The sequence below is a fragment of the Streptomyces sp. 3330 genome, from assembly GCF_031456635.1.
Classification (GTDB): Bacteria; Actinomycetota; Actinomycetes; order Streptomycetales; family Streptomycetaceae; genus Streptomyces.
Genome location: NZ_JAVDVA010000012.1, coordinates 162,064 through 183,627, shown reverse-complemented (window position 1 = coordinate 183,627; position 21,564 = coordinate 162,064). Strand labels below are relative to the sequence as shown.

At 70.8% G+C, this 21,564-nt stretch carries 20 protein-coding genes; 5 read left to right on the top strand and 15 right to left on the bottom strand.

Going from position 1 to position 21,564, the window contains the following annotated elements:
• Nucleotides 1–273: 273 nt before the first annotated feature.
• A complete protein-coding gene (locus J2X68_RS21520; RefSeq protein ID WP_310434156.1) occupies nucleotides 274–1,758 on the bottom strand; it encodes a hypothetical protein in 1,485 nt (494 codons plus the stop codon).
• A gap of 448 nt (nucleotides 1,759–2,206) precedes the next feature.
• Here J2X68_RS21520 and J2X68_RS21515 point away from each other — a divergent pair, with 448 nt between their 5' ends.
• Complete coding sequence (locus tag J2X68_RS21515) at nucleotides 2,207–2,863, top strand: bifunctional DNA primase/polymerase (RefSeq protein ID WP_310434155.1); 657 nt, start codon at nucleotides 2,207–2,209, stop codon at nucleotides 2,861–2,863.
• Nucleotides 2,864–2,984: 121 nt separating this feature from the next.
• Here the strand turns inward: J2X68_RS21515 and ftsY are convergent, their stop codons facing one another.
• Nucleotides 2,985–4,190 carry a signal recognition particle-docking protein FtsY gene (gene ftsY, locus J2X68_RS21510; protein WP_310434154.1) on the bottom strand — a complete coding sequence of 402 codons (1,206 nt, stop codon included), beginning with the start codon at nucleotides 4,188–4,190 and terminating at the stop codon, nucleotides 2,985–2,987.
• A 508-nt stretch (nucleotides 4,191–4,698) separates the two neighbouring features.
• On the opposite strand from ftsY, the gene J2X68_RS21505 reads away from it, so the two are divergent.
• Nucleotides 4,699–5,670, top strand: coding sequence for an LLM class flavin-dependent oxidoreductase (locus tag J2X68_RS21505; RefSeq protein ID WP_310434153.1), 972 nt, complete (start codon nucleotides 4,699–4,701; stop codon nucleotides 5,668–5,670).
• An 85-nt stretch (nucleotides 5,671–5,755) separates the two neighbouring features.
• Here the strand turns inward: J2X68_RS21505 and J2X68_RS21500 are convergent, their stop codons facing one another.
• The 4 genes from J2X68_RS21500 to J2X68_RS21485 form a co-directional block, all read right to left on the bottom strand.
• On the bottom strand, nucleotides 5,756–7,174 hold the full coding sequence (locus J2X68_RS21500) for a sugar porter family MFS transporter (RefSeq protein WP_310434152.1): 1,419 nt from the start codon (nucleotides 7,172–7,174) through the stop codon (nucleotides 5,756–5,758).
• A 216-nt stretch (nucleotides 7,175–7,390) separates the two neighbouring features.
• The gene (gene smc, locus J2X68_RS21495; protein WP_310434151.1) at nucleotides 7,391–10,948 is read right to left on the bottom strand and encodes a chromosome segregation protein SMC; all 3,558 of its coding nucleotides are present in this window, start codon (nucleotides 10,946–10,948) and stop codon (nucleotides 7,391–7,393) included.
• A gap of 267 nt (nucleotides 10,949–11,215) precedes the next feature.
• Nucleotides 11,216–11,419 (bottom strand): hypothetical protein, encoded by a 204-nt coding sequence (locus J2X68_RS21490; protein ID WP_020128723.1) that lies wholly within the window; start codon nucleotides 11,417–11,419, stop codon nucleotides 11,216–11,218.
• A gap of 379 nt (nucleotides 11,420–11,798) precedes the next feature.
• Nucleotides 11,799–12,080: an acylphosphatase gene (locus J2X68_RS21485; RefSeq protein ID WP_020128724.1), complete on the bottom strand. Its 282-nt coding sequence runs from the start codon at nucleotides 12,078–12,080 to the stop codon at nucleotides 11,799–11,801.
• A 196-nt stretch (nucleotides 12,081–12,276) separates the two neighbouring features.
• Here J2X68_RS21485 and J2X68_RS21480 point away from each other — a divergent pair, with 196 nt between their 5' ends.
• Nucleotides 12,277–13,410, top strand: coding sequence for a CAP domain-containing protein (locus J2X68_RS21480; RefSeq protein WP_310434150.1), 1,134 nt, complete (start codon nucleotides 12,277–12,279; stop codon nucleotides 13,408–13,410).
• Between the two features lie 469 nt (nucleotides 13,411–13,879).
• A complete protein-coding gene (locus J2X68_RS21475; protein WP_310434149.1) occupies nucleotides 13,880–14,344 on the top strand; it encodes a hypothetical protein in 465 nt (154 codons plus the stop codon).
• Between the two features lie 555 nt (nucleotides 14,345–14,899).
• Here J2X68_RS21475 and J2X68_RS21470 read toward each other — a convergent pair.
• Nucleotides 14,900–15,073: a hypothetical protein gene (locus J2X68_RS21470; RefSeq protein WP_310434148.1), complete on the bottom strand. Its 174-nt coding sequence runs from the start codon at nucleotides 15,071–15,073 to the stop codon at nucleotides 14,900–14,902.
• Nucleotides 15,074–15,414: 341 nt separating this feature from the next.
• Nucleotides 15,415–16,002, bottom strand: coding sequence for a flavodoxin family protein (locus J2X68_RS21465; RefSeq protein ID WP_310434147.1), 588 nt, complete (start codon nucleotides 16,000–16,002; stop codon nucleotides 15,415–15,417).
• Between the two features lie 107 nt (nucleotides 16,003–16,109).
• Here J2X68_RS21465 and J2X68_RS21460 point away from each other — a divergent pair, with 107 nt between their 5' ends.
• Nucleotides 16,110–16,511, top strand: coding sequence for a helix-turn-helix domain-containing protein (locus J2X68_RS21460; protein ID WP_310434146.1), 402 nt, complete (start codon nucleotides 16,110–16,112; stop codon nucleotides 16,509–16,511).
• On the opposite strand, the gene mutM is transcribed toward J2X68_RS21460, so the two are convergent.
• The 7 genes from mutM to rsmD all read right to left on the bottom strand — a co-directional run bounded on the left by mutM (nucleotide 16,484) and on the right by rsmD (nucleotide 21,547).
• A complete protein-coding gene (gene mutM, locus J2X68_RS21455; RefSeq protein ID WP_310434145.1) occupies nucleotides 16,484–17,344 on the bottom strand; it encodes a bifunctional DNA-formamidopyrimidine glycosylase/DNA-(apurinic or apyrimidinic site) lyase in 861 nt (286 codons plus the stop codon). The genes J2X68_RS21460 and mutM overlap by 28 nt on opposite strands.
• A gap of 97 nt (nucleotides 17,345–17,441) precedes the next feature.
• Complete coding sequence (gene rnc / locus J2X68_RS21450) at nucleotides 17,442–18,257, bottom strand: ribonuclease III (RefSeq protein WP_399040469.1); 816 nt, start codon at nucleotides 18,255–18,257, stop codon at nucleotides 17,442–17,444.
• Nucleotides 18,258–18,276: 19 nt separating this feature from the next.
• Complete coding sequence (rpmF, locus tag J2X68_RS21445; protein WP_007493396.1) at nucleotides 18,277–18,450, bottom strand: 50S ribosomal protein L32; 174 nt, start codon at nucleotides 18,448–18,450, stop codon at nucleotides 18,277–18,279.
• Between the two features lie 2 nt (nucleotides 18,451–18,452).
• Complete coding sequence (locus J2X68_RS21440; protein ID WP_310434144.1) at nucleotides 18,453–19,106, bottom strand: YceD family protein; 654 nt, start codon at nucleotides 19,104–19,106, stop codon at nucleotides 18,453–18,455.
• A 151-nt stretch (nucleotides 19,107–19,257) separates the two neighbouring features.
• The gene (locus J2X68_RS21435) at nucleotides 19,258–20,346 is read right to left on the bottom strand and encodes an ATP synthase F0 subunit B (RefSeq protein WP_310434143.1); all 1,089 of its coding nucleotides are present in this window, start codon (nucleotides 20,344–20,346) and stop codon (nucleotides 19,258–19,260) included.
• A 110-nt stretch (nucleotides 20,347–20,456) separates the two neighbouring features.
• Complete coding sequence (coaD, locus tag J2X68_RS21430) at nucleotides 20,457–20,936, bottom strand: pantetheine-phosphate adenylyltransferase (RefSeq protein ID WP_310434226.1); 480 nt, start codon at nucleotides 20,934–20,936, stop codon at nucleotides 20,457–20,459.
• A 26-nt stretch (nucleotides 20,937–20,962) separates the two neighbouring features.
• A complete protein-coding gene (rsmD, locus tag J2X68_RS21425; RefSeq protein WP_310434142.1) occupies nucleotides 20,963–21,547 on the bottom strand; it encodes a 16S rRNA (guanine(966)-N(2))-methyltransferase RsmD in 585 nt (194 codons plus the stop codon).
• Nucleotides 21,548–21,564 lie beyond the last annotated feature (17 nt).

The window sequence follows — 21,564 nt, the reverse complement described above, 5'->3', positions numbered from 1 at the left end:
GCCGGTTATGCGCCATGAGATTCGCGCAGCGCGGTTTCGGTGGAAGCCCCTCGTTGTTTCGCCGCTGTGACGAAGGCGCCTTGCGCGTTACGCCTCGATGAACTGGCTGATGTTCGCCGAGTGGATCGTTATCGTGGCGCAACCTTCGAAGAACGCAATAAACCGGCCGCGGACGGCCTTCCGAATGACCTGGCATGGGGGAGCCGAGTCGGGCAGTTCGGGAGGGCCGGCCGCGGCCGGAGTTCGGGGGTTGTGCTCTGCGGATCGGCCGGATCAGACCGCTTCCGCCGTCTCCGGCAGCTCGATGGTGAGCCGCTCGGTCAGGTCCACGACTTCCGAGAGATCCCCGAAATCGCGTACGGCGCTGTCGACGGTCTTTCGGATACGAGTGTTGACGCGCTCGGAGCGCACCTTCTTGGCCTCCTTCATGGCCTGTGTGGCGAGGGTGGCGCTCTGCTCGGGCTCGCGCTGGAGGAGGTGGACGGTGGCCATGCCGATCAGGTTCAGCACGTACGACCGCTGGTGGTCGTGGTCGCCCGCGAACCGCTCCACGGCCTTGCGCATCAGGGGCTCGGCCAGCGAGGCGTAGGTGGGGCTGCGGCCGGCGACATAGGCGAGGTCGCGGAACGAGTGGCTGTTCTCGCCGTAGAGCTCGGCCTCGGAGAAGAAGCGGATCCAGTCCGGGTCCGGCTCGTCCCACTCGTCCGACTCGGCGAAGGTGTCCTCGGCCATCCGCACCGCCCGCTTGCACCGGCCCGGCTGCCCCATGTTGGCGTAGGCGCGGGCCTCCATCGCATACAGCATGGCCTGGGTGCGCGGGCTCGCGCAGTCCCGGCTGCCGTACTGCGCGAGGTGGATCAGCTCCAGGGCGTCCTCGGGCCGGCCGAGGTGGATCATCTGGCGGCTCATGCTGGACAGCACGTACGAGCCGAGCGGCCGGTCACCGGCCTCCTTCGCCGCGTGCAGGGCGAGGACGAAGTACTTCTGCGCGGTGGGCTGGAGCCCGACGTCGTAGCTCATCCAGCCCGCCAGCTCCGCCAGTTCGGCGGCGACCTTGAAGAGCCTCCTCGCGGTGGACTCGGGCTGCGGCTCCTGCAGGAGATCCGTCACCTCGTGCAGCTGGCCGACGACCGCCTTGCGGCGCAGCCCGCCGCCGCACTGGGCGTCCCACTGCCGGAACATGACGGTGGTGGACTCCAGCAGGTCCAGCTCGGGCCGGGACAGCCGGCCGCGGGCCCGGCTGGTGGGGACCGAGTCCGGCTCCTCCAGCGGGGCGGGCGGCGAGGGGACGAGCCAGCGCTGCATGGGCTCGATGAGGGACGGCCCCGCGCACAGGGCGAGCGAGGTCCCGAGGAAGCCGCGCCGCGCCAGCATCAGGTCGCTGCGCGAGAACTCGCTGAGCTGGGCCACCGTCTGCGGGGCCGTCCACGGCAGGTCGACGCCGGTCACGGAGGGCGCCTGACGCGCCGCCCGCAGGCCGAGGTCCTCGACGGAGACGACACAGCCGAACCGCTCGGAGAACAGCTCGGACAGGATCCTCGGGATGGGCTCGCGGGGGTTCTCGCCGTCCAGCCAGCGGCGCACGCGCGAGGTGTCCGTGGAGATGTGGTTGGCGCCCAACTGACGTGCGCGGCGGTTCACTTGGCGGGCGAGCTCGCCCTTCGACCAGCCACTGCGCACGAACCACGAAGAGAGCAGCTCGTTCGGGCGCTTGTCCGCACCCGCAGCGTTACTTCCGCTTCCGCCGTTGCCGCTCACTGGAACGCCCCCATCCCTGAGACCACTTGTCACTGAGTGCGCCAAGCCTTATCAGAATGCCGGTAAATACGGCCCTCCGTACGGTACTTGTCACCCTTCGAACGGAAAGCCGACTTGCCTCCGGCATACCCACAAGCGCATGTGCCTCCAGGACCCGCACACTCAAAGTAATCCTACGATCACGGTCCCGGCCACGAGGATCCCGGAAACGCCACCATTCGCCACCCCTTCGAATGAACTCTCGGTGGCTCGTACGCGATTCACTTGACATAGGACGGCCGGGAGTGGGCGGAGCGAAGCACTCAGGGGCGCGCATCGCCCGGCACACCACCCGGAGCGCTTCCAGGCGCTGCCTGGATCGAGCGGTCGGCGGGGAAGCGGAAGCACACAGAGTCACGACGATCGACCGCTGCGTAACCATCGGAGCGTCGAACCCGTTGGAGGGGGCATGGGCTTCACGATCGGCGGCATTCGCGAGATCCGCTCCGGCGCGCGCAGGCGCGGTCGCTCGTCCGAGTGCACCGCCGTCGCCGAGTTCACGGGACTGTGGGGCTGGGACGCGGTGCCCGGCGCGCGGGCCGCTGCGGGCGTCTGCTCGTGCGGGCGCCCCGACTGCCGCGAACCCGGCGCGCACCCCTTGCCGTTCGCCCCCCGCGTCCCCGCCGGGGCCACGCTCGACGAGGTGAGCAGGACCTGGTCGGAGTTCCCGGGCGCGGCGGTCATGCTGCCCGTCGGGCGCGCCTTCGACGTGATCGACGTCGCCGAGTCCGCCGGCCGTCGCGCCCTGGTGAGGCTGGAGCGCATGGGCATCCCCCTCGGCCCGGTCACCGCCGCTCCCGAGGGCCGCACCCAGTTCTTCGTCGCCCCCGGCGCCGCCGCCGAACTGACCGGCCTGCTCTACCGCATGGGATGGGACGACCCGACCGCCCTGGACCTGCGGGGCCTCGGCCCCGGCACGTACATCACGGCCCCGCCCTCCGACCGCGGCGGGCTCGGCCCGGTGCGCTGGCTGCGCCCGCCCGCACTGGACTCGGCGACCCGTCCACCGCAGGCCCGGCTGCTGCTGGGCACCCTGGCCTATCTGGCCCACCGGTCGCGCGCCTGATCCGTACGGCGCGCACACAGCCGAGCGCCCGCTCCCACTGCACCTGGGGGCGGGCGCTCTGTCGGTTCCGCGCCGGGGCGGCGCCGCTCTCGCGGGCCCGGCCGGTCGCCGTCGTGGTGTCTCAGTCGCCGATAAGGGCATCCACGAAGGCCTCCGGCTCGAACGGCGCCAGGTCGTCCGCGCCCTCGCCGAGTCCGATCAGCTTGACCGGGACACCCAGCTCGCGCTGGACCGCGATCACGATGCCGCCCTTCGCCGTGCCGTCCAGCTTGGTCAGGACGATGCCGGTGATGTTCACGACCTCGGCGAAGACACGGGCCTGGACGAGACCGTTCTGCCCGGTGGTGGCGTCGAGGACGAGGAGCACCTCGTCGAGCGGCGCGTGCTTCTCGACGACCCGCTTGACCTTGCCGAGCTCGTCCATGAGCCCGGTCTTGGTGTGCAGCCGCCCCGCGGTGTCGATGAGGACGACGTCCACCCCCATCTCCTTGCCCTCCTTCACCGCGTCGAAGGCGACGGAGGCGGGGTCGCCCGCCTCGGGGCCCCGCACGGTGTGCGCGCCGACGCGCTCGCCCCAGGTCTGGAGCTGGTCGGCGGCGGCGGCGCGGAAGGTGTCGGCGGCGCCGAGGACGACGGTCCGGCCGTCGGCCACGAGCACGCGCGCGAGCTTGCCGGTGGTGGTGGTCTTGCCGGTGCCGTTGACCCCGACGACCATGACGATGCCCGGCTTGCGCTCCGCGGGCTCGGTCTTCACGGTGCGGTCGACCTCGGTGCCGACCAGCTTGAGCAGTTCCTCGCGCAGCAGGCTGCGCAGCTCCTCGGGGGTGCGGGTGCCGAGCACCCTGACGCGCTCGCGCAGCCGCTCGACCAGTTCCTGGGTGGGCTGCACGCCGACGTCGGCGGTGAGCAGCGTGTCCTCGATCTCCTCCCAGGTGTCCTCGTCGAGGTGCTCCCGGGAGAGCAGCGTCAGCAGGCCCTTGCCGAGGGCGTTCTGCGAGCGGGACAGCCGGGCGCGGAGGCGGACCAGCCGCCCCTCGGTGGGTTCCGGGATCTCGAGCTCGGGAACCTCGAGAACGGGCGGTTCCTCGACGGCGGTGCCGGTCGGGCCGCCGTCGGGAAGATCCACCTCCTCTATCGTGCGGCGCGGTTCGTCGCGCGGCGTCTCGGCCTCGTCGCCGACATGCGGCTCGGCCGGAGGGGCGGTGATGTCGGGCGCGGTGGGGGGCGGCGGGGGCAGCGACTTCTTCCGTCGGCTGCCGACCACGAGCCCGCCGAGCACACCGAGCACGACCACGGCGATGACTACAGCAAGGATGACGGTTTCCATAACCCGACCAGTATGCGTGACCCCTCCCCGCCGGTGCGGGTGGCGACCCGGCCGCGCGTCAGCCGGTCGGCCCGCTCCTGCGCGGCGCCCCCTCGCCCGCCGAGCGGCCACAAGACCCGCCTCGTCGAGACCGTCGCGCTCGAGGTCTCACGGGCGCGGCGGGCCGGCGGCGGCGCTCGACGCCGCCGGGTGCGTCCGCCCGACGGGACGGCGGCGGCGCCCGGCGCCCCATCGCGGTTCGTCGGGGCCGAGCCGGGGGGCTACGCGTCCGAGCCGAAGAGCTAAGCGCCCGAGCCGGGGGCGGCGCGTCCGAGCCGGGGAGGGCGGCGCCGCCCGGCCGCGCCGCCTGCCCTGCGGGCCGGCCGACAGGGCGGGGCAGGTGACGGCCCGGCACGCGTGGCGCGGGCCCGGGTGGCGCCCCGGCGCGCGTGCTCGGACCGTCCCGGCCCATGGCCATCTGACACATCGTCAGCTACGGTCCCCCCACATCCGCCGAAGGGGGCCTCCCATGCCCGTCACCGTCGTCCGTTTCAACCTCGTCGCTCCCGGCGCGACCCCTGCCGAGCTCGGTGTGCGCTACCGGGCCGCTCTGGAAATGGCCGCGTACGCCGACGAGTGCGGGGTCACGACCGTGCAGACCGAGGAGCACCACGGAGCCGAGAACAACTGGCTGCCCTCGCCGTTCGCCTTCGCGGGCGCCGTGCTCGGCGCCACCCGGCGGCTCGCGGTCACGGTGTCGGCGGTGATCGGCCCGCTGCACGATCCGCTGCGGCTGGCCGAGGACATCGCGGTGCTCGACCTGCTGAGCGGCGGACGGCTGGTCACGGTCGCCGGGATCGGGTACCGGCCCGAGGAGTACGCCCGGGCGGGGGTGGACTGGAAGCGGCGCGGGCGGCTCCAGGACGAGCTGCTCGACACCCTGCTCAAGGCCTGGACCGGCGAGGAGTTCGAGTACCGGGGACGCACGGTACGGGTCACCCCGCGCCCGTCCTCCGCACCGCACCCCCTGCTGCTGGTCGGCGGCTCCTCGAAGGCCGCCGCCCGCCGGGCCGCCCGGCTCGGTCTGCCGTTCTTCCCCAGCGCGCACCTGCCGGAGCTGGAGGCGTACTACAAGGAGCGGCTCGTGGAGTACGGGACGGAGGGCTGGACGATGATGCCGGCCGCCGAGACCCCGCTGCTGCACATCGCCGAGGATCCGGACCGGGCGTGGGCCGAGTACGGCGAACACTTCCTGCACGAGGCGCGGACGTACGCCTCCTGGCAGTCCGCCGACATCCGCTCGGCGGTGCGGTCGGCGGCGGGCAGCGTCCGGGAGCTCCGCGACGAGGGGGTCTACCGGATCCTCACGCCGGACGAGTGCGTGGCGCAGGGCCTCGACAACCTCGTCCTGCATCCGCTGGCCGGCGGGATGCCGACGGCGGAGGGGTGGCGCGCGCTGCGGCTGTTCTGCGAGAGCGTGCTGCCCCGGCTCGCCAGGTGAGCCGGGGCAGCACGTCCTACGGGTATCGAGGAGCGGGCAGCGGGGGATGGGCCCGGCTCCTCGAGTTCAGGGGCCTCTCGGAGGCTCAGCCCATCTCCTCCAGCGCCTTGCCCTTCGTCTCCTTGACGTACTTCAGGACGAACGGGATGGAGAGCGCGGCGAAGAGCGTGTAGATCACGTAGGTCGCGGAGAGGTTCCAGTCGGCCAGCGACGGGAAGCTCGCGGTGATGGCCCAGTTGGCGATCCACTGAGCGGAGGCGGCCACGCCGAGGGCGGCGGCACGGATCCGGTTGGGGAACATCTCGCCGAGGAAGACCCAGACCACCACACCCCAGGACAGGGCGAAGAACAGGACGAACACGTGGGCGGCGATCAGGGCGATCCAGCCCTGGGTGGCCGGCAGCTTGCCGTCGACCAGGTCGAAGGAGAACGCCCAGGCCTCCAGCCCGAGGCCGATGACCATGCCGACGGAGCCGATGAGGGCCAGCGGCTTGCGGCCGACGCGGTCCACGAAGATCATCGCGATCACGGTGCCGATGATGTTGATGATCGACGTCGTGAAGGAGTAGAAGAACGAGTCCGTCGGGTCGACGCCGACCGACTGCCACAGCGTCGAGGAGTAGTAGAACGCGACGTTGATGCCGACGAACTGCTGGAAGACCGACAGGCCGATGCCGACCCAGACGATCGGCTTGAAGAAGAAGGATCCGCCGAGCAGGTCCTTGAAGGTGGACTTGTGCTCGCTCTTCATGCCGTGCTCGATCTCGGCGACGCGGGCGTCCAGGTCGATCTTCTTGCCCTCGACCTCTTCGAGGATGTCGCGGGCCCGGTCGTGCTTGCCGACGGAGATCAGGAAGCGCGGGGACTCGGGGATGGCGAAGGAGAGCAGGCCGTACAGGACGGCCGGGACCACCATGACGCCCAGCATGACCTGCCAGGCCTCCAGGCCCATGAGCTTGCCGCGCTGGTCGCCGCCGGCGGCGTTCAGCAGACCCCAGTTGACCAGCTGCGAGATCGCGATGCCGATGACGATCGCGGCCTGCTGGAAGGACCCGAGGCGGCCGCGGTAGGCGGGCGGGGCGACCTCCGCGATGTAGGCGGGGCCGATGACGGAGGCCATGCCGATGGCGAAGCCGCCGACGACCCGCCACGCGGCGAAGTCCCACAGCGCGAAGGGCAGGGCGGAGCCGACGGCGCTGACGGTGAACAGCACGGCGGCGATCTGCATGACCCGGATGCGGCCGATGCGGTCGGCGATGCGGCCGGCGGTCGCGGCGCCGACGGCGCAGCCGATCAGGGCGATGGCGATGACCTGCGCCAGGGCCGCGGAGCCGACGTCGTAGCGGTCCCGGATGGCCTCGACGGCGCCGTTGATCACGGAGCTGTCGTAGCCGAAGAGGAAGCCGCCCATCGCGGCCGCCGCCGCGATGAAGATGACGTGCCCGAGATGATCGGGGTGAGCCGTCCCGGCTCCTGACTTTTGTGCCTGCTCTGTGCTGGTCACGTTCAACTCCTCGGGCCGCCGGCAACGCCGCCGACGGGATCAACACCTCCAGATAGGTGGTACCTGAAGGTAAAAGCAACGGTGCCGAGACTATGCCTTCAAGTTTCGAAGTCAAGAGGGGGTGAGTGTGACGTTTCCGCACACACTTCGAGGAGATGTGTTCAATTCTTGAAGAGAGGCTCGGGGCTTGATGCCTAGTACCCCGTCACGGGCCGTTCAGCGCAGGCGCTGGCTGATGACCTTGGACACACCGTCGCCCTGCATGGACACGCCGTACAGCGCGTCGGCGACCTCCATCGTGCGCTTCTGGTGCGTGATCACGATCAGCTGCGAGGACTCCTGGAGCTCCTGCATGATCCGGATCAGCCGCTGGAGGTTGGTGTCGTCGAGCGCGGCCTCGACCTCGTCCATGACGTAGAACGGGCTGGGCCGGGCCTTGAAGATCGACACCAGCATGGCGACGGCGGTCAGCGACCGCTCGCCGCCGGAGAGCAGGCTGAGCCGCTTGACCTTCTTGCCGGGCGGCCGGGCCTCGACGTCGACGCCCGTGGTCAGCATGTTGTCGGGGTCGGTCAGGATCAGCCGTCCCTCGCCTCCCGGGAAGAGCCGGCTGAACACGCCCTCGAACTGCCGTGCCGTGTCCCGGAACGCCTCGGTGAAGACCTGCTCCACCCGCTCGTCGACCTCCTTCACGACCTGAAGGAGATCGGCGCGGGTCTTCTTGAGGTCCTCCAGCTGCTCGCTGAGGAACTTGTGCCGCTCCTCCAGCGCGGAGAACTCCTCCAGGGCGAGCGGGTTCACCTTGCCCAGCTGCTGGTAGGCGCGTTCGGCCGCCCTCAGCCGCTTCTCCTGCTCGGCCCGCAGGAAACGTCTCGGCAGGTTGCGCGGGTCCTCGGGGTCCTCCGGCAGCACCTCGCCCTCGGCGGGCGGCGAGGGCGGCACCGGCTGGTGGGGCCCGTACTCGGAGACGAGCCCCGCGGGCTCCACCCCCAGCTCCTCCAGCGCCTTGGTCTCCAGCTGCTCGATCCGCATCCGCTTCTCGGCGCCGAGCACCTCGCCCCGGTGGACCGAGTCCGTCAGCTTGTCCAGCTCGGCCTTGAGGTCGCGCCCCGCGGTGCGGGCGCCGGCCAGTTCCTGTTCGCGCCGCGCCTTGGCGGCGTCGGCGGCGACCCGCTCCGCCTCGGCCCGCCCGAGGGACACCTCGACATGGGCGAGCAGCTGGCGCGCACCGGAGGCGACGGCCTCCGCGACGGCGGCCTCGTGCCGCAGCCGCGCCCGCCGCTGCTCGGCACGCGCGCGTGCCTCGCGTTCCACCCGCGCGGCCCGGTCCAGCGAGTCGGCCCGCCCGGCCAGCCCCTTCACCCGCTCCTCGTGCGTACGGACCTGGAGCCGCGCCTCCATCTCGGTCTGCCGGGCGTTGGCCCCGTCCGCGGCGAGCCGGTCGCGCGCGGAGGTGTCGGGCTCCTCCTCGACCGGCATCTCCTCGGCGACGGCCAGCCGTTCGGCCAGTTCCTCGGCCTCCTCGACGGCCCGGTCCAGCGCCTCCTGCGCCCGCGCCGCGGCCGCCGTGGAGCGTTCGGCCTCACCGGCGGCGCCCCGCGCCTGTCCCGCGAGCCGCCCGAGCTGCTGGGCCACGGCCGACTTCTCCCGGTCGGCGGCCCGGCGCCGCTCCCCCGACTCCTCGACGAGCGCGGCGCACTCCTTGCGCCGCTCCCCCGCCGCGAGCTGCTCCCGGGTCAGCTCCTCGCACCGCACGGCCAGCTCCTCGAGCTCGGCCGCGGCCTCGTCGACGGAGGCCTGCACCTCCAGCAGACTGGGCGCCCCGGCGGAACCGCCGTGCGCAAAGTGCGCCCCCAGCAGGTCGCCCTCGGCGGTGACGGCGGTGAGATCGGGCCTGGCGTAGACGACGTCCTCGGCGTCCTCCAGCGTGCCGACGACGACGATGCCTCGCAGGAGACGCCGGACGGCGGGCAGCAGATCGGCGGGGCCTCGCACGAGGTCGGCGGCGTACCGCGGCCCTTCGCTCCCGCGCGGCTCCTCGGGCGCGTCGTCCGGGGCGCCGCCGACCAACAGCGCGGCCCGGCCCCCGTCCTGCTTGCGCAGCAGGCGGATGGCCTCGGCGGCCGCGGACGGAGTGGTCACCGCGAGGGCGTCCGCCGCCGCTCCGAAGGCCGCCGCGAGCGGGACCTCGTACCCCGGCGTCACCGTCAGCAGGCCGGCCGCCAGCCCCAGCAGTCCGCTCAGCCGGTCCCGCGCGCCGAGCAGCGCGCCCGTGCCGTCCTTGCGGCGCAGGCCCATCGCCAGGGCCTCGTGGCGGGCCTGGGTCGCGGCGCGTCTGCGCTCGGCCCCCGTGACCGCCTCGCGGGCCGCGGTGAGAGCTGCCTCCGCCTCGGCGAGCCGCTGCCTGGCCGTCTCGTGCTGCTCCGCGAGCTCCTGGTCACCGGCGTCGAGGCCGTCGACCTCCGCCTTGAGCTCCTCGTACTCCTCCTGCGCGGCGACGGCCCGCTCCTGGGCCTCGTCGCGGGCGGCGGCGAGCCGGTCGATCTCGGCCCGGGCGGAGGCGGCACGCGAACGCGCCGCGTTGACCTGGCCGTTCAGCCGGGCCAGTCCCTCACGGCGGTCGGCGATGGCCCGGGCGACGTCCTTCAGCCGCCGTTCCTCGACGGCGAGCTCCCGCTCCAGGTCGGCCCGGTGGGCCACGGTGTCGTCGAGCGCGTTCCGGGCCGCTTCGAGGGCGGCCTCCAGCTCGGCCTCCTGCTCCCGGACGCGGGCGGCCTCGCGTTCCATGTCCTCGGGATCGCGGCCACGGCGCTCCTCGGGCGGCGCGGAGGTGGCGCTCTTCACCCGCGCGTCGGCGAGCGAGATCGTGCCGCGGACGCGTTCGGCGAGCTGGGACAGCTCGTACCAGGTCTGCTGGGCGCGCTGGAGGCGCGGCGCCAGCCGGCGGACCTCGTCCTCCAGCAGGCCCTCCCGCTGCAGTGCCTTGCGCAGTTCCTGCTCGGTGGCTTCCTTGCGCTCCTTGAGGGCGGCCTCGTCGGCGACCTCCGTCTGCAGCGCCTCCCTCAGCCGTACGAGGTCGTCGGCGAGCAGGCGCAGGCGGGCGTCGCGCAGGTCGGCCTGGATGACGGCGGCGCGGCGGGCGACGGCGGCCTGGCGGCCGAGGGGCTTGAGCTGACGCCGGAGTTCGTCGGTCAGGTCCTGCACGCGCGCGAGGTTGGCCTGCATCGCGTCGAGTTTCCTGAGCGCCTTCTCCTTGCGCTTGCGGTGCTTGAGGACGCCCGCGGCCTCCTCGATGAAGGCGCGGCGGCCCATGGGGTCGGCGTGCAGGACGGAGTCGAGCTGGCCCTGGCCGACGATGACGTGCATCTCGCGGCCGATGCCGGAGTCGGACAGCAGGTCCTGGATGTCGAGGAGCCGGCAGGTGTCCCCGTTGATCTGGTACTCGCTGCCGCCGTTGCGGAACATGATCCGCGTGATGGTGACCTCGGCGTACTCGATGGGCAGCGCGCCGTCGGAGTTGTCGATGGTCAGGGACACCTCGGCGCGGCCCAGTGGGGGGCGGCCGGTGGTGCCGGCGAAGATGACGTCCTCCATCTTGCCGCCGCGCAGCGACTTGGCGCCCTGCTCGCCCATGACCCAGCTGAGGGCGTCGACGACGTTGGACTTGCCCGAGCCGTTGGGGCCGACGACACACGTGATCCCCGGTTCGAACCGGAGCGTGGTCGCCGATGCGAACGACTTGAACCCCCGGAGGGTCAGGGCCTTGAGGTGCACGGCGCTGGACTCTACCTTCCGGGGGTGTCTCACTCCATGAACCCGCGGTTTCACCCGTGAACGCGCAGGGCACACCACACGTTAAGAGACTGAAAGGGTGCGCGGGGAAAGCAAAAGGGCGAGCGGGACGACGGCGGGGAAGACGGGGCGGGGGAAAGAAAGAAGGGACGCCGAAGCGTCCCTTGCAAACTCTGACAACCTAGCGGTCCGACGCGGTGAGATGTGCCGCCCGACCCCTGCGTGTGCCGTTGTGCAGCGGTGCAGCGATCAGGTGAGCGCAGGCTCCGCCTGGCGTGCGTCGATGCTCTCCAGAAGCGATTCGTGAGAAGCGGCAGCCGTCAGCGCGTCGTTCTCGGCCTGGATCCGTCCGAGCTCGGATTCCAGATCCTGTACACGCTGCTGGAGCCGTCGCATCTCGGCGAGGAGTCGCGGGTCGGAGCCGCCGACGTAACCGAGAAGCGCCTTTGCCATGATGGATGGTCCTCCACAATGAGTGACCGACCGAAGCGGTGTGGGTCGTGAGGGATTCGCACCCGCGGTGCTTGCCAGGATCTCGGTGATGTTGCCGTTCATCCATGCCAAACAGCTGAGGTGCGCGGGGTGCTTTCAGCGTCTCACCAAAAAGTTTGACGGTCAACACGATCACGCCCCGTATTGGCGGGCATCCCGGCGGCGCGCGGCCTGAACGGCGGCGCTGCGACTCCTGCGGGGCCCTCGGGGCGTGGCGATCATCCTGGCGTGCGGAGCGTCCCACTGCAAGCGATTCTCGGCAACCACCTGCCCCTTTTCCTGTGGGCAGGTGCCGTTGGCACATACCGGCGTCCGTCCCGGGCCGCTCCGAGCGGATTCCTCAGCGGATCGCGAAGCCGTCGTAGCCGCCGCGCGGTGTGTCCCATATCTCGGTGACGCCGTCCACCCGCCCGGGCGTGTCGTCACCCAGGAGCCACCCGAGCAGTCCCTCGCAGCCCTCCCGGGCCCCCTCCGCGACGACCTGGACCCGCCCGTCGGCCAAATTGAGAGCAAAGCCACTCAGGCCGCCGATCTCCAGCGCCTTGGCCCGGGTGAACCAGCGGAAACCCACTCCTTGGACGTGTCCGCGCACCCAGGCGACCAGCCGTACATCCTCGTTCATGGGTGCAACCTAACCGGGCAAAGTCGCTCCGGGCACTTCCTCCTCCAGAGCCATGCGGTACCGTCCCGACCCAATGATTCTCATATGAAACTCACTCGATCGGGTGAGTCAGGTTGACCAGAGGGCTCAGGAGGCGCACGTCGCCCCAGCACTTCGGCCGACCGTTGGGAACACCGCTCGGACGAGAGGCAAGGACATGGGACGCCACCGACGCTCCGCCGCCGGCCGCGCCGCCACGAGCCGCGCCACGGGGGTCACACAGACGCACGGCTCGTACGCGGACAGCCACACCCCGCAGGACCCGTACGCCGACGAGCGCCCCACGATGGGCATCGCGCCGTATCTGAACCCGGAGGCGTACGCCGACTCCGTCGCCCGGAGCCGGGAGTACCTGTTCGCCACCGGTGACGAGTACGCCCACGCCGACACCGCGGCCTTCGCGTCGGACGGCTTCCGGCCCGACGACGGTGACCTGCGGACCGGCGCGAACCGGACCGCGGCCGGCCGCCGTCGCAAGCGCAAGGTCGCCACGCCGGTCAAGACGGGCCTGCTGGGCGTCTCCGCGGCGGTCGCCATCGGCACCGTCGCGGTGGCCACGGGCGTGGTGCCCGGTCTCGACAACTACCAGCTCGGCGGCGGCAGCGGCTCGTCCGACAACGTGCAGGCCGCCGACTCCCCGACCAACTCGGCCTCCGGGCAGGGCGGCACGTCCGGCTCCGCCGACGCCGAACGCGGTGGTACGTCGACCAGCCGCGACGCCGGCCGGTCCGCCTCGCCCTCCGCCTCCGCGACGCCCTCCCCTTCCGCCTCCACCGCGTCGGCGTCGCCGACCGAGACGGCCACGAAGGATCCGCAGGCCACGCCTTCGAAGAAGCCGAAGACCACGCCGTCCCAGTCGAAGACGGCCACCAAGGCGCCGCAGAAGCCCGAGTCCCCGGTGACGGTCTCGGCCGAGGCGCAGGCCGCGGCCGAGGTGCTGAAGCTGGTCAACGAGGAGCGGGCCAAGGTCGGGTGCAGCGCCGTCTCCGCCAACAGCGCACTGTCGGAGCTCGCCGAGGAGTTCAGCGACGACATGGCCGCCCGCGGCTTCTTCGACCACACCGACCCGGACGGGGCCACCCCGTGGGACCGGGCCGCGAAGGCCGGGATATCCGACCTCGGCGGCGAGAACATAGCCCGCGGCCAGGCCGACGCGGCCGCGGTCATGGAAGCCTGGATGAACAGCCCCGGCCACAAGGCGAACATCCTGAACTGCGACTTCAAGACGCTGGGCGTGGGCGTCCACCTGGGCTCGGGCGGCCCTTGGTGGACGCAGGACTTCGGTTACTGAGATAACCGCAGGTCAGACACCTCAGACTGCCCCTGGAAGGGGCGTCCGCCGTCGACGCCCGCGCCCGCAAGGGGGCGAAATACATGCCGGGGCTACAAGAGGGCAGCTACACGGCTCGCCCACCCGGCACGGGCAAGGACACCTGCCTCCGGCGGGGGCGCTCAGGCTCCAGGACGGCGGGGGCACCGTCCGTGCGTGCCGGCCCGTAGAGGGCGGGCGCGGGGAGGCTCCCCTCCCGTCTGCCATCGACCCAGGCAGAGCCGAGCAGACGCGGCCCAAGCCGTCAAGGTCGTTCGTACAGTGGCGCGCTCCACCTTGACCCTGAACCACGCCCGCTCCACGGTGTGTGGGTCGACGGCAGACGGGATGGCAGCTGGGAGGTGGTGAGAGGTCTAGGTTGCGCCCCCTGCAGGCAGCTGGCGTCCACTGGAATGCACCACGCCCAAGCCCGTTCCTTATGATGATCCGCATGGACATGCGCAGGATCGTCGCAGCGCTGACCGAAGAAGCTGAGCAGCAGATCCAGAACCAGGTGTGGAAACTGGAGCCGAACGACCGCGTACTCGCCCTTGAGACCGAATCCGGCCTGCGCGACGCTGTCGGCCCGCCGAACGTGCAGGAGGACTTGCCGCAGATCAAGCGGCTCGAACACCTGCGGGAAACCCTCGCCGTCCTGGCCATCTCCCTCGCGCGTACTCACGGCCGTCTGGCCTGGTTTCTCTCCAGCGCTCTCCATGCACTTGAGCCGGTCCTGCGCTGGCGCTCCCTGCCAGCGGACGTTGGCGGCAGCTTCGGCACCGTCCTCCCCAGCCCTGAGGAATACAAGGATGCGGAGGATGCCGTCCGCCGACTCCAGGACGCCCTTGCAGTGATCACCGCCAAGATGGTTGACCTCGGCAGCGTTCGCCCAGATCAGGAAGCAAACGGGGCCTGAGGCGGCGATGATGCGGAGCCCGACACACGTGCACGCCCTGGTCATCAGGCTCATCCAGCGTGCCCCTCCCGTGCCCGGTCGACCGGTGACCGACGGGAAACACGCTGTTTGACGGACAGCGCGCGTGAGAACGGCCCCCGACCGATTTGCCTGATCAGGGGCCGTTCTACCGCTCTCCACGCGGTGGGTGTGGGATTTGAACCCACGGTGACGTCGCTGCCACGACGGTTTCTAGACTGTCCGTCGGCAACAGTCAGCGACTCAGTCCGTGCTTGTGGAGCGCTGCTCACGCCCGGAAGCGGATGCGCCCGCACTGCTCACGATCTTCCTCCGAAGTGTCCTCGGAGCAGCAGTGTGATGTGTGCCGACGAAGATCCTCGACGTCCAGCCACAGCGGGGCGCGTCCTCTCGCCCTCTCGGCTGCTGTCGCCATGGCCGTCCGCCCAGCCGGCCAGGACGAGGGACTCCCGTCACGCTTGTAGGCAATCGGACCGGACACACGCCGAGGACCTGACCACCGTGGCCAGGCCCTCCGTGCGGTACAGCAGCGACCTGTCAGTGCTTGAGGGAGCCTTTGGACCGTTCTTTCGCGCCGCGCATCATGCCCCGTGCTTCGAGAGCGGCGCCCTTCGCTTCGAGGGTTCCTTTGTGCACAGCGTGGGCCGCCTTCCGCACAGTCTTTCCGACCACCTGTTCGACCTTCGCCTTGGCCCGTTCTCCGGCGCTCATCTCAGTACCTCCGCGGAGTGTCACTGGCCGTGTGCCCTTGAAGCGGGCGGCAAAACCAGTCCGGGGGGATGTGCCGATCGTGGACGGCCGTGTACACCCCCGCTCGGGCCGTCTCTGGGCCGTACGGGGGTGCACAATGACGACCAACGCTGACAACCATGGACGGCTAAGTCGCAGGTCGCAGCGTTGACCGAATGCACGGCCGCAGGTCAGAGACCCGGCCCGTCACTTCTTCGGCCACTCACGCTCCCGCAGCCGGACGACCCCCGTTCGGGTGCCGGCGGTCTGGCCCCCCGGGGACCGGGCGGCGGATTCCGGATTACGGATTCCGCAGGGAACGATCAGGCGGCCGGGGCGCGGCCGGCCAGGAAGACCCGCGCGGTTTCGGCGACCCGGCGGCCAAGGTGCTCCGCGGTGGCCACGTCCGCCTTGTGGACGGCCTCCGGGCCCTCGTCGACGTTGGTCTGCGCGGCCGCGCCCAGGAAGACGCCGAGGCGGTTGAGGTCGTGCTCGGAGGCGGTGCTGCTGTTCCAGCCGGGCAGCAGGCCGAGGTTGACCCAGTGCATGCCGAGCTGCGCGGCGAGGATCTGGAAGAACTGGAGCGTGTGCAGCTTGTCGCCGCTCTTGGAGCCGCTGTTGGTGAACCCGGCGGCGAGCTTGTCCTTCCACGCCTGGGTGGCCCAGCGCGCGGAGGTCGCCTCGGCGAAGGCGTGGAAGGCGGCGGACGCGGTCCCCATGTAGGTGGGCGAGCCGAAGACGATCGCGTCCGAGCCGTCGAGCAGTGTCCACTGCTCCTCGGTGATCTCGTCGACCTTGATCAGACGCACCTCCGCCCCGGCGTCGGCGGCTCCGGCGCGGACGGCCTCGGCGAGCACGGCGGTGTGGCCGTAGCCGGAGTGGTAGGCGACAGCGATGACGGGCGTGGACATGCAGTACTCCTCGAACAGGGCAGGTCGAATGCGGTAACCCCAGGAAAGCACTAACTTTTGGTTAGTGCAACCTGTCGGCTAGCGCTGCCTTCGAGTAGGCTTGCGGTATGAACATCACCCAGGAGCGCATGGAGGAGCAGGACCTCCCGTTCAACGTGTTCGCCAAGGCCTGCCCCTCGCGCGGCACGCTGGAGCACGTCACGGGCCGCTGGGGCGGACTCACGCTCGGGGCGCTGTACGAGGGTTCCCTGCGCTTCAACGAGCTGCGCCGCCGGGTGGACGGGGTGAGCGAGAAGATGCTGTCCCAGACGCTGCACGCGCTGGAGCGCGACGGTCTGGTGCACCGCGAGGCCCAGCCGACCAACCCGCCCCGCGTGGACTACGAACTGACGCCGCTGGGACGCGAGGTGGCCGAGCGGCTGCTGGCCCTCATCCACTGCGTGGAGGGGCGCATGAACGACGTGCTGGCCGCCCGCGAGCGCTACGACGGGACGCGCGGCACCTTCTGACACTTCGGGCAGAAGTAGCTGGACCGGTTCATCCACGGGCGCCGGACCATCGGCGTGGCACACCGCTTGCAGGGCAGACCCTCGCGGCCGTACGCGTCCAGCGACCGGTCGAAGTAGCCCGACTCGCCGTTGACGTTGACGTACAGGCTGTCGAAGCTGGTGCCGCCCACGGCGAGGGCCGCGTTCATCACGTCCCGGACGTGGCCCAGGAGTTCGAGCGTGCGGGGCCGGGTGAAGTTCGCGGTCGGACGGTCGTAGTGCAGACGGGCACGCCACAGCGCCTCGTCCGCGTAGATGTTGCCGACCCCGCTGATCAGCGACTGGTCGAGCAGGGCGCGCTTGATGGTGGTGCGCTTGCGCCGCAGGGCCTGATGGAACGTCTCGTCGTCGAACAGCGGATCGAGGGGGTCACGGGCGATGTGCGCGATGACGTCCGGAAGACCGTCGGGGGTGGTGTCGTGCAGCGACAGCCCGCCGAAGGTGCGCTGGTCGACGAAGCGCAGTTCGGTGTCGACCGCGTCCGCGAAGCGCACCCGCAGGCGCAGATGCTTCTCGTCGGGGGCCCCGTGCGGCTGGACCAGGAGCTGCCCGCTCATGCCGAGGTGGGCGAGGATCGCCTGGTGCGTGTCCTCCAGCGGCAGCCACAGATACTTGCCCCGGCGGCTGGGCGTGCCGATGCGGTGGCCCTTGAGCCGGTGCGCGAAGTCGTCGGAGCCGGCGACATGGCGCCGTACGGCACGCGGGTGCAGCACCTCGGCCTCGGCGACCGTGCGGTGGGCGACCCACCGCTCCAGACCGCGCCGGACGACCTCGACCTCGGGCAACTCGGGCATGGGATCCCCCGTACGGAGCGCCCGCCTCCCAGCGGGGGCGGGCGCTCGTCTCGTACCGCTGTCGTACTTTGCTGCTGTTCTGCTGTTCCGCTGTGCGTCAGGCGGAGGCGGACTCCGGGTCCGGGCTGCCGTCGGCCGCCGGGACGGCCTCGACGGCCTTCGCCGCCTTGGCGCGCTCGTCCGCCGCGGCCCGGATGGACCGCCATGCGGACTCGGCGGCCTGCTGCTCCGCCTCCTTCTTGCTGCGGCCGGTGCCGGTGCCGTACGAGACGCCTCCGACGCGGGCAGCAGCAGTGAAGGTCTTCTCGTGGTCGGGGCCGGTCTCCGTGACCAGGTACTCGGGGACGCCGAGGCCTTCGGTCGCGGTGAGCTCCTGGAGACTGGTCTTCCAGTCCAGGCCGGCACCGAGGTTCGAGGACTTCTCGATCAGCGGGTCGAACAGGCGGTGCACCAGTTCGGAGGCCGCGTCGAGGCCCTGATCGAGATAGACCGCGCCGATCACCGCTTCGAGGGTGTCGGCGAGGATGGACGCCTTGTCCCGGCCGCCCGTGCCCTCTTCACCCCGGCCGAGCCGGATGAAGGAACCCAGGTCGAGGCCACGGCCGACCTCCGCCAGCGCACGCGAGTTGACCACCGCGGCCCGCAACTTGGCCAGCTGGCCTTCGGGCAGGTCGGGGTGGGTGCGGTACAGCGTGTCCGTGACGACGAGGCCGAGCACGGAGTCCCCGAGGAACTCCAGCCGCTCGTTCGTCGGCAGACCGCCGTTCTCGTATGCGAAGGAACGGTGGGTCAGCGCACGCACCAGAAGGGCGGACTCGAGCTGATAGCCGAGCCGCCCTTCCAGAAGCGTGTGGGACGAGGCCGTGTTCTCCGCCTTTTTCTTGGCGGTCGTGTCCGCCTTGGCGTCAGACATGGAGCCTCTCACCAGCCGCTCAGACCTCGAGGACCTGGCGCTTGTTGTAGGTGCCGCAAGACGGGCACGCGATGTGCTGCAGCTTGGGCTCGTGGCAGCGCTCGCACGCAACCAGGGTGGGGACCGCAGCCTTCCACTGCGACCGGCGGTGGCGCGTGTTGCTGCGCGACATCTTCCGCTTCGGAACAGCCACGGCTACTTCTCCTGCTTCTCGTTGGCGCGCGCCGGTCGAGGCGCTTCGCCACTCATCTCGTCCTTCTCGCCGTCTTCGAGTGAACCGGCGAGTCCCTGCAATGCCGCCCAACGGATGTCGGTGGCGTCGTGGTGGTGGTCCGGGTCGTCCGTGAGCCGCGCTCCGCACTCGGAGCACAGACCCAGACAGTCGTCCTGGCACACCGGCTGCATCGGCAGTGCGAGCACCACCGCATCACGCAGCACGGGTTCGAGGTCGAACAAGCCGTCCTCGATGAAGAGCCTGTCCTCGTCTTCCTCGGCGTCGTCGACCGGCTCCGCTTTGGGGCGGCCCCGGTCATCGGCGTCAGGGTACGAGAACATCTCCTGGAAGTCCGCTTCGAGCTCCAGCTCCAGCGGCTCCAGACACCTTACGCACTCCCCCTCGGCCTGTGCACGGGCGGTGCCTGTGACGAGCACACCTTCCATGACCGACTCGAGTCGGAGCTCGAGCTCCACCGGGGCGCCTTCCGGCACTCCGATCACTCCCTGGATCCCGAGATCCTGGGGAGCGTCGAACTCGCGGGTCAGGCGCTGAAGCGCACCAGGACGCCGCCCCAGCTCGTGCGTGTCGAACACGAGAGGCTTGCGGTGGTCGAGGCGGGCGTTCAGGGCCATTCCTGCTTTCGATCTTCTGAGCTCGAGGGACGCTGCCCTCATACGGTGCTGCGGGCAGCTGTGATCGCGGACGTACACGCGACCGAAGAGCCAGGATACTGGAGCATTCGCCCACAGCCCAATCCGGGGCCTTTCCCGGGCCGCCCCGGTGCTACAGGCCGCGTTCCTGCTCGAACGCGCGCAGCTGCTCGGCACTGATCATGCCGGTGTCGAAGAGACTGGTCTCGTCGAGGGCGTACCCCTGCTGGCCCTGCTGGCCCTGCTGCACCTGCTGCACCTGCTGCTGGGGCTGCTGCACGGCCTGGTTCGGGTCGTAGGGGGCCTGCTGGGTGTCGTAGCCCTGGTACGCGTACGGGTCCGCCTGCTGCTGGTAGCCGTACGCGTCCTGCCCGCCGTAGCCCTGCTGCTGTTGCTGCTGATAGCCGCCGTAGGGGTCCGCCTGCTGCTGGTAGCCGTACGCCGGCTGCGGCTCCTGCTGCTCGTAGGACTGCTGGACGGGCTGCGCCGCCGCGGCGTCCTGCTCGGCGAGAGCCGTGAGGTCGGCGAGGTAGTCGGCGTCGGAGGAGTGCTGGAACGTCGTGGCGTCGTCGGCGAGGTGGCCGAGGTCGTCCGTGGCGATGCGTCCGTGCAGCTTCTGGCGGCCGCGGCCGACCGCGTCCAGGGTCTTGGCGAGGACCGCCTCGAAGGCGCCCAGCTTGGTGTCGACGTAGGCGTCGGCGTCCCGGCGCAGGGTCTCGGGGTCGTGGCTGCGCTCGGGGGCGTCCTCGTCCTTGTAGCCGTTCTCGTCGGTGCCGGGTCCTGTGCCGAGGAGCTTCTCGCGGCCGCGGCCGACGGAGCCGAGCGTCTTGGTGAGGACGACCTCGAAGTTCGCGAGCTTGGAGTCGACGTAGTCGTCGGCCTCCGCGCGGACCTCCTCGGCCTCCTTGCGGGCCTCGTCGAGGATGCGGTCCGCCTCGGACCGGGAGCGGCGGGCGATCTCGGTGTCGGAGATCAGGGAACCGCGTTCGGCGTGCGCGGTGGAGATGATCCGCTCGGCCTCCTGGCGGGCCTGCTCGACCATCTGCTCACGGCCGCCGATCAGTTCCTCGGCCTGGGCGAGGGAGTCGGGAAGGGCCGCCCGCACCTCTTCCAGCAGGGCGAGCAGGTCCGCGCGGTTGACCACGCACGAGGCCGACATCGGCATCGACCGGGCACTGGAGACCGCCGTGACGATCTCGTCGAGCTTCTTCTGCACGTCCACCGGTTGCTCGCCACTCTCTGCGCTGTGTTGGAGACGGACGGGACGACTGTACGGCCATGAGGTGTCCGGCGGACACCGGGTGACGGGCCGTCAGCGGACCGGTCCCGGGGTCAGTCCTTCCTGAGCCGGTCGCCCAGTGCCTCGAGGACCTGCGGCGGCACCAGGTGGGAGACGTCGCCGCCCCAGGTGGCGACCTCCTTGACCAGGGAGGAGGAGAGGAAGCTGTACGTGGGGTTGGTGGGCACGAACAGCGTCTCGACGCCCGACAGGCCGTTGTTCATCTGGGCCATCTGCAGCTCGTAGTCGAAGTCGCTGACCGCCCGCAGGCCCTTGACGATGGCCGGGATGTCGCGCTGCTTGCAGAAGTCGACGAGGAGGCCGTGGAAGGCCTCGACCCGGACGTTGCCGTACTCGGCGGTGACCTGGCGGATCAGGTCGATCCGCTCGTCGATCTCGAACAGGCCCTTCTTGGCCTTGTTGATCATGACCGCGACGTAGACCTCGTCGTACAGACGAGAGGCGCGGGAAATGATGTCGAGGTGTCCGTTGGTGATCGGGTCGAACGACCCGGGACAGACGGCACGGCGCACTTGTGGTCCCTCGCTCTCCAGTCCGGTCATCGTGCGTCTTCGCACGTAGAGGCGGCGCGACCGTACCAAAACGTTCCCTCGCCGTAGCGACGGGCCCGAAGCGCCTCGAAGCCGTCCGGCCAGGGGAACTCCCCGCCTCTGGTGCTGCGCTCCACGGTGACGAGGGCATCGGCCGCGAGCCAGCCCCCCGAGCGGAGTGTGAGCAGAATCTCCCGAAGATCGTCGTTCGTGACGGCGTACGGAGGATCGAGGAAGGCCAGGTCGTACGGGTCCGTCGGCGCTGTCTGGACGATCTGCTGGGCCTTGCCGGCCCGGACCTCGGCGCCGGGCAGGCCGAGCGCCTTCACGTTCTCCCGGATGGTGCGGGCGGCCCGCGCGTCGGCCTCGACGAGGAGGGTGTGGCCCGCGCCCCGGGAGAGGGCCTCCAGGCCCACGGCGCCGGAGCCCGCGTACAGGTCGAGGACGCGTTCGCCGTCGAGGGGGCCGCCCAGCAGGGACTCCCAGGTGGAGAAGAGACCCTCGCGTGCGCGGTCGGAGGTGGGGCGGGTGCCGGTGCCTGGCGGGACCGCCAGGCGACGTCCACCGGCTGCGCCGGCGATCACGCGGGTCATCTCGGGTCCTTGTTCGG

Coding starts and splice junctions, on each gene's coding strand:
- J2X68_RS21440 (WP_310434144.1), bottom strand. CDS start 19,106: ATGGCCCTGAACGCCCGCCTCGACCACCGCAAGCCTCTCGTGTTCGAC.
- ftsY (WP_310434154.1), bottom strand. CDS start 4,190: ATGGAAACCGTCATCCTTGCTGTAGTCATCGCCGTGGTCGTGCTCGGT.
- J2X68_RS21475 (WP_310434149.1), top strand. CDS start 13,880: ATGGACATGCGCAGGATCGTCGCAGCGCTGACCGAAGAAGCTGAGCAG.
- J2X68_RS21470 (WP_310434148.1), bottom strand. CDS start 15,073: ATGAGCGCCGGAGAACGGGCCAAGGCGAAGGTCGAACAGGTGGTCGGA.
- mutM (WP_310434145.1), bottom strand. CDS start 17,344: ATGCCCGAGTTGCCCGAGGTCGAGGTCGTCCGGCGCGGTCTGGAGCGG.
- J2X68_RS21505 (WP_310434153.1), top strand. CDS start 4,699: ATGCCCGTCACCGTCGTCCGTTTCAACCTCGTCGCTCCCGGCGCGACC.
- rnc (WP_399040469.1), bottom strand. CDS start 18,257: ATGTCTGACGCCAAGGCGGACACGACCGCCAAGAAAAAGGCGGAGAAC.
- J2X68_RS21460 (WP_310434146.1), top strand. CDS start 16,110: ATGAACATCACCCAGGAGCGCATGGAGGAGCAGGACCTCCCGTTCAAC.
- rsmD (WP_310434142.1), bottom strand. CDS start 21,547: ATGACCCGCGTGATCGCCGGCGCAGCCGGTGGACGTCGCCTGGCGGTC.
- J2X68_RS21465 (WP_310434147.1), bottom strand. CDS start 16,002: ATGTCCACGCCCGTCATCGCTGTCGCCTACCACTCCGGCTACGGCCAC.
- J2X68_RS21490 (WP_020128723.1), bottom strand. CDS start 11,419: ATGGCAAAGGCGCTTCTCGGTTACGTCGGCGGCTCCGACCCGCGACTC.
- J2X68_RS21485 (WP_020128724.1), bottom strand. CDS start 12,080: ATGAACGAGGATGTACGGCTGGTCGCCTGGGTGCGCGGACACGTCCAA.
- J2X68_RS21515 (WP_310434155.1), top strand. CDS start 2,207: ATGGGCTTCACGATCGGCGGCATTCGCGAGATCCGCTCCGGCGCGCGC.
- J2X68_RS21480 (WP_310434150.1), top strand. CDS start 12,277: ATGGGACGCCACCGACGCTCCGCCGCCGGCCGCGCCGCCACGAGCCGC.